Here is a 13661-nt window from a genome sequence, read left to right as displayed (position 1 = left end):
CGATTCCACAACTATGAGGCTAGTTACGTCGTTTTGTATTTTAAGAAAATATATCGCAGATAATCTTACGTATGCGAAGTTTGTGAATAAATTGTCCTCGCTTTTTCAACACTGGCAATTTTATGTAGCTACTTTAAAAAGAGGGGCTAATGCAATGCCGGCAGCAAGACCTCCCAGATGACCGATTACATTAACATCAGGCTGGATAAAGGTTGTGATAACAGAAAGAGCTGTCAGGCCGTAGATCGTTTTCGCATGTTGTCTTACCGCACCGTCTTTAACCACGAATGCCAGCCATATATAAAACCCTAATACACCAAAAATCGAACTGCTTGAACCTACATGTACATAGGACAGTGGGTTTAAAACAAAGGTTGCAACATTTGCGGTGGACCCTGCGGCCAGGAAGAAAAGGAAGAATCTAAAATGTCCAAGCATCCTTTCTAAATAAGGGGCAAGGATCACGATAGAAAAGCAGTTGAACAACAAATGGGTGAAGGAAGCGTGAAGGAATATCGGGGTCAGAAGCCTCCACCATTCCCCGACGGCAATGAAATGATTGAAGCCTGACAGCCACTTAAGAATAGTGTATTGTGGAAAAATTGGTAGCGAAGTGAGTAAGAACATAAGAAAATTAAGCAAAAGTACAATGGAAACAGCCGGATAGAGCTTGATGAATTGTGAAAGGGTTTCCGTTCTCATAAACAATGGTCATCATCCTTTTTTGTAGGTAGCAATATTATAAATTTTAACCTTATACAGCTGGTACAAGATTTATATGCAAAGGGCCAGGTGGATAGAAGGAGGGAAGCCATGATAAAAGGAATCGGAATGGATATTGTAGAGATTTCCCGTATAGGAGCTATTCTTGAACGGCAGCCGAGGTTTGCAGAAAGAATTTTAACTATGCCTGAAAGGAAGGTATTTTCAGGTTTGTCAGGATCAAGGAAAACGGAATTTTTTGCAGGGCGCTTTGCAGCAAAAGAAGCATTCGCAAAAGCAATGGGAACAGGTATTGGAAAAAACTTGTCTTTTTTGGATATCACAATTGCAACAGACCTACACGGGAGACCGTTTATCCAGGAGCCATTTTCTGAAGGCGTGCATCTTTCGATTACACATAGCAGGGAGTTTGCGGCAGCACAGGTCGTTATCGAGGATGTTTAGGGACGAATATACAGGTGGCTAAAGGCCACCTGTTTTTTTATGTAGATCCCTCTTTTTCTTTGTGGCTGGAACCTATTTTGGCTACATCCCTTTTTGACATATTGCAACAGGTTGTCTCATATACTCTTATTGCTATAGGGAGACAAGGTCCGGTAGAGACACGCCTGCGCGAGAAAAGGCTCTCCGAAATGAAATCTGCAAAGGCCCGTGCGGAAAAACTTTTTCTCTTTACGCGGGTTTGCTAGATAAGCCGGTCATATAAATAATTCGGTTATTTCTACGGAGCCTTATATGTCTTGAACCTACTTTTCCTCTCCCTTTTACGTTTAAAAACAAAAGGGGTTGAAAAAATGAAGAAGTTGCTGGTGCTTTTTGCAGGGATCTTGTTTTTGCTCGCCCTATCCGCATGCGGCCAAAAAACGCAGGAGGATGTAGTGAGTGACCTGGATGAGAAGCTTGAGGAAATGCAAGGCTACAAAGCAAATGCCAAAATGACGTTAAAGATGGGAACCGAACCGCAAAGCTATGATGTTGAAATTTGGCACAAGAACCCTTCTTTTTACAGGGTGAACCTTAGGAATTCTCAAAAGGATCAAAGTCAAATGATCCTTCGCAATAACGAAGGAGTTTATGTTCTTACTCCTGCGTTAAACAAAAGCTTTAAATTCCAAAGTGAATGGCCTCAAAACAGCAGCCAGGCTTACTTATATGAATCGCTGGTGCAAGACATTATGGAAGATAAAAGTGCAACCTTCAAGGAGACAGAAAAGCATTACATGTTTGAAACAAAAACTCGCTATCAAAATCATAAAATGCTTCCCGTTCAAGAGATAACACTAAACAAAAAGGACCTCTCCCCAGTCAGCGTCAAAGTGATGGATCCTGATCGCAATGCACTGGTTACGGTGGAGTTCTCATCGGTGAAATTTAATACAACATTTGATAAAGATGCATTCGATATGCAGAAAAATATGACAGGGGCCCAGCTGGAAGTGCCAGTAATGGCGCAAGAAAGGGATGGAAGCTTCGCTGTTAAATATCCAACCGTTCAATTGGATGGTGTGAGTTTAACGGAAGAGAAAGAAGTAAAGATAGAAGATGGCAAACGGGTTGTATTGACATATGAAGGGAAAAAGAACTTTACGTTACTTCAGGAAAAAGCTGAAGTTGTACAAACTTCTCTAGTATCGAAGATGATTAACGGAGAACCGGTCGATCTAGGCTTTACGGTAGGAGCAATAACAGGGAATTCTGTTACCTGGACTTATGATGGAGTAGACTACATGCTTGCATCCAAGGACTTGACACCTAGTGAGATGGCGATGATTGCCAGATCCGTGCAAGGGACAGCGGTGAAAGAATAATAGCCACAACCTAATAAAATAGTTTGAGTCCCTATTCTGTACATATGACGTGGTTTCATCCTAGTCATACATGCAGGGTTAGGGACCGTTTTTCATTTTTATTTAAAAAAGGACCCAGGGTAACGCAGGTGGAAACGTTCCTTTTCATTAGCAAAAGAATTGACTATAATTAAGTGAAACTTTTTGCATCTGGCAATATGGAAAGAAGTATATATGATAAAAGAGAGGATAGGGTAATAGGATGGATGATGAACAACACTATAGGGATACGTGGGCAGAAATCGACTTAGATCATATTTACGCTAATGTAGCCAATATGAGAAAACATCTTCCTTCCGCAATGAAAATGTTTGCGGTTGTAAAAGCGAATGGATATGGCCATGGTGATTTCGAAACGGCCAATACAGCTCTGCGTGCAGGTGCTGATTTTTTGGCAGTAGCTTTCCTTGATGAAGCATTGTCGTTAAGGAAAAAGGGGATAGAAGTGCCAATCCTCGTCCTTGGGGCCTCTAATCCGGAAGCTGCAGAGATAGCCGCCAAGCATGATATCGCTTTGACCGTGTTCCAAAAAGAATGGATACAAAAGGCAGCCCAAACACTTTCAACTGACTCCCGGCTGAAGGTGCATGTGAAGTGTGACACCGGGATGGGACGGTTGGGAATCCGTACGAGAGAAGAGTTGTCCACCCTCGAGGCTTTACTGCTCGAAAATGATAAGTTTGTTTTTGAAGGAATCTACACACACTATGCGACCGCAGATGAAACAGATACAAGCTACTATTTAACACAGCGTGCGGCTTTTAAGAATATGCTTTCCTGGCTGCAGAAAAAACCGTCGCTTATCCATGCTTCAAATAGCGCTGCATCCCTCCGCTTTGAACAAGACGAATGTAACGCCATAAGAATGGGGATAACGATGTACGGTTTAATTCCTTCGCCAGCTATGAAGGGCAGCCTGCCTTTTCCGTTGAAGCAAGCCATGTCTCTTAAAACAAAAATTGTGCATATGAAACGAATCGAAAAGGGACAAAGTGTAAGCTACGGTGCGACATATACAGCTGAACAAGACGAATGGATTGCCACTCTCCCAATTGGCTATGCTGACGGATGGATCCGTAGGCTGCAGGGGCAGGAAGTACTGGTAAAAGGAGAAAGAGTGCCAATTGTCGGAAGGATTTGCATGGATCAATGCATGGTTAAACTCAAAGAATCATTGGCTGTCGGAACGGAGGTCACTCTAATCGGAGAAAACAGAGGGGCTTTTATTTCAATAGATGAAATTGCTGAAAAGCTTGGAACGATTAATTATGAAGTGCCATGCCTAATCGCTTCCCGGGTACCACGGGTATACGTGCGGAATGGACGTGTGGTTAAAGTGGTAAACTCCCTTCTGCAGTAAATAAATGGACAATCAGTCTAAAAAGTGAATAAGAAAAATACTTTTTTGCTGATAATAATATAGAGTTTGGAATATACTCTTTGCAGACAGACATTTTAATGGTAATATGAAAAAGGATATATATTTAGGTGTGTAGTGATGGTGGAGGTGTATGTTTGTGTCTGAATCCAGCGCAACAAGAGAAATATTAATTCGATTACCTCAAAATTTTTTATCCGAATTAGATGGGTATGTCAGAGAAGAAAATGTAAATCGGAGCGAGTTCATTTACCGTGCCACTAAACTATATCTTCGTGAACGTAAAAAAAGAGAATTTCGCGAATCGATGAAACGTGGTTATATCGAAATGGCAGCCATTAATTTAACAATTGCGTCAGAAGCTTTTTTGGCAGAATATGAGGCTGAACATTGCGTTGAACGATTAGTTAGCGGGGGTTGAACCGTTGATTGTCGTTAAGCGTGGTGACGTCTACTTCGCAGACCTGTCCCCGGTCGTGGGCTCGGAACAAGGTGGAACCCGTCCGGTGTTGATTATTCAAAATGATATCGGGAACCGTTTTAGTCCAACTGTGATCGTGGCAGCCATTACAGCGCAAATTCAGAAAGCCAAACTGCCTACGCATGTCGAAATCAATGCTAAAAAGTATGGATTTGAACGTGATTCAGTCATCCTTTTGGAACAAATTCGGACGATTGACAAGCAGCGTTTAACCGATAAAATTACTCATCTTGACGAGACAATGATGCAAAAAGTCCATGAAGCATTGCAAATCAGCTTGGGGCTGATAGAATTTTAAAGATGAATTATGATTCAGTACGAAGCAACTTTTTTAAACCGTGCTATTGTCCTTATCAACACTATATTAATTTTCTTATAAAATGGTTCCGAAACTAAATCGGAACCATTTTTTATTTCTAATGATCTTTGTGATGTTGGGCCGCAAAATCTTATACCCATGTTTTCCATAAAAAGGGGGTTGTTTTTACAGGTAAAACTATTTCATTTGACGAATAAAACTTGAAAACATTATAGTGAAAATATAGGGAAGCTGACAAATTGATAAGCTTTTTCAATTCTTTTTTTATACATGGTATAAACCACTAAGTGAATTAAGGTTAGTTCTGGCTCAGATGGATTTTTGTAGCCGTGGGGGTTCTGTTATATATGCATAAAAAAGGGATTGATTAAAAGAATCCAATGTGAGCTGAATTTGGACGGTAATCGATTTACTAAGCACATGGAATGATGGCAATTAAACAGGTGAATTCTATAATTTAAATAGATGGGATGCCAATGTGCCGGAATGGGAGGAACTTATGAATCAATTGGTTTATAGTTATATTATCCAAAATCAGGATTATATCCTAGATGAATGGATGAAGAGAATGAAAGAAAAAGCCGACGAACGGCTTATTAAAGTTGTATCCGACCAAATGTTTACACGGACAAGCCGCGAGTTTATCGATATGGTTATTACCAACGTCCAGAACAATAACGATGAATTTAAGTACAAGCTTTCCGAATTTGCAGAGAAGGTGGTCCGGCTAGGCTGGCCGCTTACATTTGTAAATGAGGGACTACGAGAATTTAACTTCATAGCTATCGAAGGCATGCAAGAGAGTGGTATCGTGACTCCAGAGAACCAAATGGAAATTGTGTATGATATTGAAAAATGGTTAACCCCGATGAATAACGAAATTATTCATGTGTATTCCCAAACATGGGAAAAGACGGTATCGTTGCAAAAAATTGCGCTTCAGGAGTTGTCGGCACCGCTGATTCCTGTACTTGAAGGCATTACGGTGATGCCGCTGGTCGGCACCATTGACACGGAACGAGCAAAGCAGATTATGGAGAATCTACTTAATGGCGTTGTCAAACACCGTTCCGAAGTTGTTTTGATCGACATTACCGGTGTACCAGTGGTGGACACAATGGTGGCACATCATATTATTCAAGCAGCGGAAGCTGTGCGTCTGGTTGGGGCAAAGTGCATGCTTTGCGGCATCCGTCCAGAAATCGCACAGACTATCGTAAATTTAGGAATTAACTTGAATGAAATTATCACAAAAAATTCACTAAAAAAAGGCGTGGAAGCTGCATTAGAGCTTACGAGCCGCAAAATTATTGAGGTGGAAGAATGAACATGCGAATCCCAATATTAAAGCTGTATGATTGTCTTTTAGTATCGATACAATGGGAGCTGGACGATGCGACTGCCCTTCAGTTCCAAGAAGACTTATTGCATAAAATTCATGAAACCAGCGCCAACGGGGTAGTAATTGACATTACCTCCATTGATTTTATTGATTCCTTTATTGCCAAAGTTTTAGGAGATGTTTTCAGCATGTCCAAACTTATGGGGGCGAAAGTTGTAATTACCGGAATCCAGCCAGCTGTTGCGATAACATTAATCGAACTGGGTATAAGCCTTGACGATGTCATGACAGCATTAGACCTTGAGAAAGGCCTGGAGAAATTACAACAGGAATTGGGGGAGTAGTATATGGAGTTCCAATCCTGCGTTAAAATTATTAATGAATGGGACATCGTAGCTGCCCGCCAGCTTGGTAGAAATGTTGCGAAAGAGCTGGGATTTGGTACCGTTGACCAGGCAAGGATCACAACAGCTATCAGTGAACTCGCGAGAAACATATATTTATATGCCGGACAGGGCACTGTATGTATAGATAAAGTTTTTGACGAGGGAAAGTCAGGATTGAAAATCATCGCCGTCGATGAAGGGCCAGGAATTCAGGACATAAGAAAAGTCATGGAGGACGGATACACAACTTCCGGAGGATTAGGGGCCGGCCTTCCCGGGGTGAAAAGGTTGACGGATGAGTTCGAAATAGATTCTGTACCAGGCAAAGGTACTAAGATATCCGCCACGAAATGGCTCCGTTAGGGGGAGAAAAAATGGATATAAGAGAGAACATGGAAAAAAAGTACCGTGAAGCTCTCTCAACGTATTTGAAAGACCAGACGGAGCAAGCGTTATATCAAGGACAAAAACTGAGCCGGAAAACGATTGAATATAAAGTATCGCCAGAAGAAATCATTAGCCTTCATAAAAGCATCTTATTGGAAATATGCCCTGATACGCCAGTAAAGGTTCTGCATTCACTCGATTTTTTGCTCGAAGTAATGATGGGTTATGGGATAGCTTATCGGGAACATCAGAGTTTGAGGCATCAGCAGCAAGAGTTAAAATCTGAAATAGAAATCGCTGCCAATGTCCAGCATACACTGCTGGAAACGGACATTCCGGATGTTGAAGGGGTGGAGATTGGTGTTATTAGCGTACCTGCCAGACAAATGAATGGGGATTATTACCACTTCGTGCAGGATGAAAATAAATCAATAGGGGTTGGTATTGCGGATGTTATTGGCAAAGGCATCCCGGCCGCCCTGTGTATGTCCATGATCAAATATGCAATGGACAGCCTACCTGAACACCGGCATGCCCCCAGTCTTGTTCTTGAAAGCTTGAACAGGGTTGTGGAGCACAATGTAGATCCAAGTATGTTTATTACAATGTTTTACGGACTATATAATCCGTATAACCATATTTTCACTTATGCATCAGCGGGCCACGAACCGGGCTTTTATTACGAAGCAGCAACTGGTGAATTCAAGGATCTCGATGCTAGAGGTCTCCTGCTTGGTGTCGACAAGAAAACAAAATACACGCAATATGAGAGACAGGTGCGAACAGGAGATATGATTATCCTTCTGTCAGATGGCGTTACTGAATGCCGCACAAGTGAAGGATTCATAGAACGGGAAACATTGGTCGAATACATCGAAAAAAATATCCACTTAGGTGCACAGGAAATTGTGAATAATATTTATAAGCAACTTGAAAAACTCCAACATTTCCAATTGAGGGACGATTTTACATTAATCATTTTAAAAAGAAGTGTTTGATGAATAAATTATCGGGTATATAGTATTGGAATTGAGTTTAAAAAGGGTGGGTCAAGATGAATATTACTATAGATGTACAAGATACAGAATTAAAAGTCGATGTTCAAGTTAAAGGGGAAATCGATGCTTATACGGCACCAAAGCTGCGTGAAACATTGTTTCCTCTATCAGAACAGGAGAACGTCTCCATGGTAGTTAATCTTTCTGACGTCTCCTATATGGACAGTACAGGCCTCGGGGTGTTTGTCGGCTTATTCAAAAGTGTGCGTGCCCACAATGGGGAATTCAGGCTCGAAGGTTTATCGGAACGCCTACGCCGCTTATTCGACATAACTGGCCTTGCGGATATTATTGAGATAAAAAGTGATACAGAGGGTGGGATAGAATGAATCAACCATATGATTACATCGAAATGAAGATACCTGCAAAGCCTGATTTTATCGGGGTCATTCGTTTAACACTTTCCGGTATCGCAAGCCGCATGGGCTTTTCATATGATGAGATAGAAGATTTGAAAATTGCCACAAGTGAAGCCTGCACAAATGCTGTGCAGCATGCCTATAAGGAAAATGAAACAGGCGAAGTAAAAATAAGCTTTGGATTGTATAACGACCGTTTGGAGGTAATGGTATCCGATAACGGTAAAAGCTGTGATTTTGATCAAGTGCGCCAGGGACTAGGGCCATACGAAAATGGACAAAATGTCGAATTTCTAAGAGAAGGAGGCTTGGGCCTTTACCTCATCGAAACCCTAATGGACGAAGTGAAAATTCACCAACATGAAGGGGTTACCGTGTTCATGACTAAGTTTTTAGAGGGAGAGCAGGTGGAGATGGATGCAAAAACACTCTCAACCTAACCAAGTAGCGAAAGAACAAGTAAACGAGTGGATCAAAGCATATCAGCTCCATCAAGATGAGGAAGCCCAAAACCAACTAGTCCTGCACTATCAAAGCTTAGTTGAAACCATTTCAAGAAAATACTCGAAGGGCAAGTCGTACCAAGAGGATATTGTTCAGGTAGGAATGATTGGCCTTCTGGGTGCGATCCGCAGGTATGATGAATCGTTTGGCAAGAGCTTTGAGGCGTTTGCAGTCCCTACGATCATTGGTGAAATCAAAAGGTTTTTAAGAGATAAGACATGGAGTGTTCATGTCCCGAGAAGAATAAAGGAACTTGGCCCCAAAATTAAAGCGACAGTTGAAGAATTGACGACAACCCTTCACCGTTCTCCGAAAATTGAGGAAATCGCGCGTCACTTAGAGGTAGCGGAAGAGGAAGTTTTAGAGGCGATGGAAATGGGTAAAAGTTATCAGGCGCTATCTGTCGATCATTCCATTGAAGCCGATTCAGACGGTGGCACCGTAACTCTGCTCGATATATTCGGAAACGTAGACGAAGGGTTTGAAAAAGTGAACCAACGGCTTGTATTGGAAAAAGTGTTGCATGTGTTAAGTGATCGGGAGAAAAAAATTATCCATTATACGTACCTTGAGAACTTAAGCCAAAAAGAAGCCGGCGAACGATTGGGGATATCCCAAATGCATGTATCACGCTTACAGAGAAGAGCAATTAAAAAACTTCAGGAAGCGATCAACGCTGAAAATAGCTCGGAGTTTGTTCAATGAACGACCAAATTTTAAGAGATGAGAAACTTGAGGTCATCGCTTCCCAGTCTTCAAAAAATGAAATGCCGTATTGTGGCGATGATTATTTCATTTTGAATACAAAAGACTACTTTCTTTGTGTACTGGCTGATGGTCTGGGCAGTGGCAAATTTGCTTATGAATCCTCTTCAGCGGTTACTGAAACTGTAAAAAAACATCATGAAAATGGTGTGCAAACCTTGATGTCCCTCGGCAATGAGGCTCTGGTAAATAAGCGGGGGGCGGCTGTTTCCATCCTGAAAATTTATTATGATACACAGGAATTTGTATACAGTTCGGTGGGCAACATACGGTTCTTCTTGTATAATCCGAGTTCAGACAAGTTGGTTTACCCTTTACCAGTAACTGGTTATTTGTCCGGAAGGGCACAAAAATACCATACACAACGTTATAAATATGAGCCACACGCTAAATTTATCCTTCATTCAGATGGTTTGCAGCTTCAAGGGGCGAAATCCATCTTAAAAACGTATACGTCCCTCGAACATAACTCGAGGTTGATTTTACAAAACAATCCTATTCATTCTGACGATACAACATTAATCTTAGGAAGCTTACTTTCATAATCAGTGAAAGTAAGCTTTTTGTTTTGGGTAGATATGGTTAGAAGGAATGGCTTCCAGGTATCGGTTTTTGGTAGACTAGATACATAATAAAATTTTGCTTGGAGGAAGTACATTGTCAGCGGTAGAAGATAAGATTCAATCACTTATAAATGTAGTAGCGGGAGAACTATCGTTTAAGAGAAGCCAGGTTCAAAATGTAATAAATTTGCTTCAGGACGGGAGCACGGTTCCTTTTATTGCACGTTACCGTAAAGAGCTGACCGGGTCCCTGGACGAGGTGCAAATTAGGTCTATCATGGAAAGATGGAACTATCTTGAGAATCTCGGCAGCAGGAAAGAAGAAATTATCCGGCTAATCGACGAGCAAGGAAAGCTTACCGCGGAGCTAAGATTCAACATAGAAAAAGCAAAAAAACTGCAGGAATTAGAAGACTTATACCGTCCTTATAAACAAAAAAGAAGAACAAAGGCCACTGTTGCCAAGGAAAAAGGTCTCGAACCATTAGCTGAATGGATCTTGAGTTTGCCAATGGAAGGGAGCCTGGATGAAAAAGCAGAGGGTTTCATATTGGAAGAGAAAGGTGTATCTTCTGTTGATGATGCTATTTCCGGCGCAAAGGACATTATTGCCGAACAAGTTTCTGATGAAGCGGAACTAAGAAAGTGGATCAGGGCTGAAATCTCAAAAACAGGACAAATCGCAAGCCACGTAAAAAATCAGGAAAAAGACGAAAAAAAGATATTTGAAATGTATTATGAGTATGAGGAACCGATCCGGAAGATTGTACCTCACCGCATTTTGGCCTTAAATCGTGGGGAAAAGGAAGATGTATTAAAGGTCTCCATTGTGCCAAACACGGAAAGGATTATAATTCACCTAGAGAAAAACCTCGTTAAAAAATCGGCGTCCATTACAGCAGGAACTGTAAAAGAAGCGATTGAAGATAGCTTTAAACGGTTGATCATGCCTTCAATTGAAAGGGAAATCCGAAAGGAACTGACCGAAAAAGCTGAAGATCGGGCTATTCATATATTTTCAGAGAATCTAAGGAATTTATTGCTCCAGCCACCTTTAAAGGGCAAGATTGTACTGGCGGTTGATCCGGCTTATCGCACAGGTTGTAAGCTCGCTGTAGTTGATGAAACCGGCAAGGTGCTGAATATTAGTGTGATTTATCCGCATCCTCCAGTTTCTAAAAAAGATGCGGCCCGTGAAAAAGTAATCTCATTGCTGCGAGAATTTAACGTTGAAGTTGTCGCGATCGGAAACGGTACAGCATCCCGTGAAACAGAGCAATTTATAGCCGAGGTACTAAAGAGTTTAGATGCATCCATTTTTTATATCATCGTAAATGAGGCTGGTGCGAGTGTATACTCCGCCTCTGATATCGCCCGTGAAGAGTTCCCGGGTTTGCAAGTGGAGGAAAGAAGTGCGGTTTCCATTGGAAGGCGGCTTCAGGACCCGCTGGCCGAGCTTGTCAAAATTGACCCGAAATCTGTTGGTGTCGGCCAGTACCAGCATGATGTCTCACAGAAGAAATTATCAGAATCCCTTACTTTTGTTGTAGAAACAGCAGTTAACCAAGTTGGGGTTAATGTGAACACTGCATCAGTATCCTTGCTTCAGTATGTATCCGGTTTAACTAAATCAGTTGCGCAGAATATCATTAAAAAGCGTGAGGAAGACGGCAAATTTAATAGCCGTAAACAGTTAAAAGGTATTCCAAGGCTTGGTGCGAAGACATATGAACAATGTATTGGATTCCTGCGTATCCTGGATGGAGAGGAACCATTAGATCAAACGTCGATACATCCCGAAAATTACCCGGCAGTGCACAAGCTGTTAAAAAAGGTTGGCCATACGACTAATGATCTTGGTACTGACTCACTGAATAAGGAGCTGCAGAACATAAATATAGGAGATACTTCTGAGGAGCTCGGAATTGGGGGCATTACTCTTAAGGATATCATAGAAGCGTTAATGAAGCCTGGAAGGGACTTACGTGATGAGCTTCCAAAGCCAATACTAAAGCAGGATGCCTTAAAAATGGAAGACCTAAAGGCGGGTATGGAGCTCCAGGGAACCGTACGGAATGTCGTAGATTTTGGAGTTTTCGTCGATGTAGGTGTTAAACAAGACGGGCTCGTACATATCTCAAAGCTTAGCAACCGGTTTATAAAACATCCGCTTGATGTGGTATCGGTTGGCGATGTTGTAACCGTTTGGGTCGAACAAATAGACATACCAAAACAAAGGCTCTCGTTAACCATGCTGCCTCCGCAAAAACAAATCTAATCTAGAAAAACACCCTTCGGCGCCCGCTGTGTCTTTAGGGTGTTTTTTTTGTGGTACATAGTCTATAAATTTAAGCGCTCTTTCCTCACATAAAAAAACCAGCATTGGTTCAACATTTTAACCTGATAGCGGTCTTTCTCCAAAAAGGCCCTCATCATTTGATTCTGAAACCATTTAGGCATGTTTACCTCCCGTGATTCCCTAAGTTTATCTTATTTTTATGTTATAATGGATTGTCCCGTGCATAAAAAGGAGACGATGGCATGAATAATTCAGAACTTCAGTTATTAGTTGAAGAAATATCCTTGAAATATTTTCAGAAAAAATTTAACCATACCGCCACCTTTAATCCCCGCCTTCGAACAACAGGAGGTAGGTACTTGCTTCGTAGCCATAATATCGAAATCAATAAAAAATATTTTGATGAACGTGGAATAGAAGAAATGATTGGCATTATTAAACATGAGCTTTGCCATTATCATCTCCATTTAGAGAAGCGGGGTTACCAGCATAGGGATGCCGACTTTCGGCAGTTATTGAAGCTAGTTGGAGGACCGAGATTCTGTACGCCACTCCAAGAGTCAACAAAGGGTAAAAGCAAGAAGCTATGCCGTTATCAATGCAAAAAATGTAGTCAGATGTATGCCAGGAAAAGAAGGATCAATACAGACAGGTATGTTTGCGGCAAATGTAATGGGAAGTTAATCCTGGTCGAGGAACTGATGTTGAAATAAGCTCTTTACTATTCAGCCAGGGGGACTCAGAGTTGAATTCTTTGAATAAAAAATAAAAATGTGCCTTGACTTCCATTTCACTCCTCAGTATAATCATAAGAGTCGACAAAACAACAACAAAGCATTGAAACTTTTTTAATGTGAAGTGGTTTTGTAGATGTTATATATTTAGCCAGAGTCAACTATAAACCAAATCAGTTTATTTTCGCTGTAACTCGGTGGAATCGAACTTGGCTTTAGGATAATAATTTCTAATTATTCCGCAGTAGCTCAGTGGTAGAGCATTCGGCTGTTAACCGAACGGTCGTAGGTTCGAATCCTACCTGCGGAGCCATCTTTTGGGGAAGTACTCAAGAGGCTGAAGAGGCGCCCCTGCTAAGGGTGTAGGTCGCGTAAGCGGCGCGAGGGTTCAAATCCCTCCTTCTCCGCCATATGTTTTCTTCTTTAATTTTATATGGCCCCTTGGTCAAGCGGTTAAGACACCGCCCTTTCACGGCGGTAACACGGGTTCGAATCCCGTAGGGGTCACTATTTTAT

17 protein-coding genes and 3 tRNA genes are annotated in these 13661 nt (G+C 41.5%); 18 read left to right on the top strand and 2 right to left on the bottom strand.

The annotated features are described in order from the left end of the window. Nucleotides 1-120: 120 nt before the first annotated feature. A complete protein-coding gene (locus CUU64_RS12825; RefSeq protein WP_257985514.1) occupies nt 121-702 on the bottom strand; it encodes a rhomboid family intramembrane serine protease in 582 nt (193 codons plus the stop codon). 111 nt (nt 703-813) lie between these two features. On the opposite strand from CUU64_RS12825, the gene acpS reads away from it, so the two are divergent. From acpS to CUU64_RS12750, 14 genes are all read left to right on the top strand, one after another. Next, nucleotides 814-1167, top strand: a complete 354-nt coding sequence (gene acpS / locus CUU64_RS12820; RefSeq protein ID WP_101634020.1) for a holo-ACP synthase — start codon at nt 814-816, stop codon at nt 1165-1167. Between the two features lie 350 nt (nt 1168-1517). Beyond that, a complete protein-coding gene (locus CUU64_RS12810; protein WP_101634018.1) occupies nt 1518-2531 on the top strand; it encodes a LolA family protein in 1014 nt (337 codons plus the stop codon). Between the two features lie 241 nt (nt 2532-2772). Beyond that, entirely contained in the window at nt 2773-3930 is a 1158-nt protein-coding gene (alr, locus tag CUU64_RS12805) for an alanine racemase (protein WP_101634017.1), read from the top strand. A 157-nt stretch (nt 3931-4087) separates the two neighbouring features. Beyond that, complete coding sequence (locus CUU64_RS12800; protein ID WP_101634016.1) at nt 4088-4369, top strand: CopG family ribbon-helix-helix protein; 282 nt, start codon at nt 4088-4090, stop codon at nt 4367-4369. A 7-nt stretch (nt 4370-4376) separates the two neighbouring features. After that, nucleotides 4377-4727: a type II toxin-antitoxin system PemK/MazF family toxin gene (locus CUU64_RS12795; protein WP_101634033.1), complete on the top strand. Its 351-nt coding sequence runs from the start codon at nt 4377-4379 to the stop codon at nt 4725-4727. 520 nt (nt 4728-5247) lie between these two features. Continuing rightward, entirely contained in the window at nt 5248-6075 is an 828-nt protein-coding gene (locus CUU64_RS12790; RefSeq protein ID WP_101634015.1) for an RsbT co-antagonist protein RsbRA, read from the top strand. A gap of 2 nt (nt 6076-6077) precedes the next feature. Next, complete coding sequence (locus CUU64_RS12785) at nt 6078-6434, top strand: STAS domain-containing protein (RefSeq protein ID WP_101634014.1); 357 nt, start codon at nt 6078-6080, stop codon at nt 6432-6434. 3 nt (nt 6435-6437) lie between these two features. Then, nucleotides 6438-6839 (top strand): anti-sigma regulatory factor, encoded by a 402-nt coding sequence (locus tag CUU64_RS12780; RefSeq protein WP_101634013.1) that lies wholly within the window; start codon nt 6438-6440, stop codon nt 6837-6839. Nucleotides 6840-6850: 11 nt separating this feature from the next. Continuing rightward, the gene (locus tag CUU64_RS12775) at nt 6851-7861 is read left to right on the top strand and encodes a PP2C family protein-serine/threonine phosphatase (protein ID WP_101634012.1); all 1011 of its coding nucleotides are present in this window, start codon (nt 6851-6853) and stop codon (nt 7859-7861) included. A gap of 56 nt (nt 7862-7917) precedes the next feature. Then, a complete protein-coding gene (locus CUU64_RS12770; protein WP_101634011.1) occupies nt 7918-8250 on the top strand; it encodes an anti-sigma factor antagonist in 333 nt (110 codons plus the stop codon). After that, entirely contained in the window at nt 8247-8720 is a 474-nt protein-coding gene (gene rsbW / locus CUU64_RS12765; protein WP_101634010.1) for an anti-sigma B factor RsbW, read from the top strand. Before CUU64_RS12770 ends, rsbW begins: the two co-directional genes overlap by 4 nt. Then, nucleotides 8698-9489 carry an RNA polymerase sigma factor SigB gene (gene sigB, locus CUU64_RS12760; protein ID WP_101634009.1) on the top strand — a complete coding sequence of 264 codons (792 nt, stop codon included), beginning with the start codon at nt 8698-8700 and terminating at the stop codon, nt 9487-9489. The genes rsbW and sigB overlap by 23 nt, the downstream gene beginning before the upstream one ends. After that, a complete protein-coding gene (locus tag CUU64_RS12755) occupies nt 9486-10094 on the top strand; it encodes a SpoIIE family protein phosphatase (protein WP_101634008.1) in 609 nt (202 codons plus the stop codon). The genes sigB and CUU64_RS12755 overlap by 4 nt, the downstream gene beginning before the upstream one ends. Before the next feature lie 112 nt (nt 10095-10206). Next, nucleotides 10207-12390 (top strand): Tex family protein, encoded by a 2184-nt coding sequence (locus CUU64_RS12750; protein WP_101634007.1) that lies wholly within the window; start codon nt 10207-10209, stop codon nt 12388-12390. A 62-nt stretch (nt 12391-12452) separates the two neighbouring features. Here the strand turns inward: CUU64_RS12750 and cmpA are convergent, their stop codons facing one another. After that, complete coding sequence (cmpA, locus tag CUU64_RS12745; protein ID WP_101634006.1) at nt 12453-12572, bottom strand: cortex morphogenetic protein CmpA; 120 nt, start codon at nt 12570-12572, stop codon at nt 12453-12455. A gap of 81 nt (nt 12573-12653) precedes the next feature. On the opposite strand from cmpA, the gene CUU64_RS12740 reads away from it, so the two are divergent. From CUU64_RS12740 to CUU64_RS12725, 4 genes are all read left to right on the top strand, one after another. Beyond that, a complete protein-coding gene (locus CUU64_RS12740) occupies nt 12654-13124 on the top strand; it encodes a SprT family protein (RefSeq protein WP_101634005.1) in 471 nt (156 codons plus the stop codon). 259 nt (nt 13125-13383) lie between these two features. Continuing rightward, nucleotides 13384-13458, top strand: a tRNA-Asn gene (locus CUU64_RS12735). 6 nt (nt 13459-13464) lie between these two features. Beyond that, nucleotides 13465-13555 (top strand) — tRNA-Ser (locus CUU64_RS12730). 25 nt (nt 13556-13580) lie between these two features. Then, a tRNA-Glu gene (locus tag CUU64_RS12725) sits at nt 13581-13652 on the top strand. The last annotated feature ends 9 nt before the right edge of the window (nt 13653-13661 follow it).

It is taken from the genome of Bacillus sp. V5-8f (genome assembly GCF_002863565.1).
GTDB lineage: Bacteria > Bacillota > Bacilli > Bacillales > DSM-1321 > Peribacillus.
Note: the sequence above shows the minus strand (reverse complement) of the source record. Positions and strands in the feature narration are given on the sequence as shown.

Coding starts and splice junctions, on each gene's coding strand:
- CUU64_RS12775 (WP_101634012.1), top strand. CDS start 6,851: ATGGATATAAGAGAGAACATGGAAAAAAAGTACCGTGAAGCTCTCTCA.
- CUU64_RS12785 (WP_101634014.1), top strand. CDS start 6,078: ATGCGAATCCCAATATTAAAGCTGTATGATTGTCTTTTAGTATCGATA.
- CUU64_RS12790 (WP_101634015.1), top strand. CDS start 5,248: ATGAATCAATTGGTTTATAGTTATATTATCCAAAATCAGGATTATATC.
- CUU64_RS12740 (WP_101634005.1), top strand. CDS start 12,654: ATGAATAATTCAGAACTTCAGTTATTAGTTGAAGAAATATCCTTGAAA.
- CUU64_RS12810 (WP_101634018.1), top strand. CDS start 1,518: ATGAAGAAGTTGCTGGTGCTTTTTGCAGGGATCTTGTTTTTGCTCGCC.
- CUU64_RS12825 (WP_257985514.1), bottom strand. CDS start 702: ATGAGAACGGAAACCCTTTCACAATTCATCAAGCTCTATCCGGCTGTT.
- alr (WP_101634017.1), top strand. CDS start 2,773: ATGGATGATGAACAACACTATAGGGATACGTGGGCAGAAATCGACTTA.
- CUU64_RS12770 (WP_101634011.1), top strand. CDS start 7,918: ATGAATATTACTATAGATGTACAAGATACAGAATTAAAAGTCGATGTT.
- sigB (WP_101634009.1), top strand. CDS start 8,698: ATGCAAAAACACTCTCAACCTAACCAAGTAGCGAAAGAACAAGTAAAC.
- cmpA (WP_101634006.1), bottom strand. CDS start 12,572: ATGCCTAAATGGTTTCAGAATCAAATGATGAGGGCCTTTTTGGAGAAA.
- acpS (WP_101634020.1), top strand. CDS start 814: ATGATAAAAGGAATCGGAATGGATATTGTAGAGATTTCCCGTATAGGA.
- CUU64_RS12755 (WP_101634008.1), top strand. CDS start 9,486: ATGAACGACCAAATTTTAAGAGATGAGAAACTTGAGGTCATCGCTTCC.
- CUU64_RS12780 (WP_101634013.1), top strand. CDS start 6,438: ATGGAGTTCCAATCCTGCGTTAAAATTATTAATGAATGGGACATCGTA.
- rsbW (WP_101634010.1), top strand. CDS start 8,247: ATGAATCAACCATATGATTACATCGAAATGAAGATACCTGCAAAGCCT.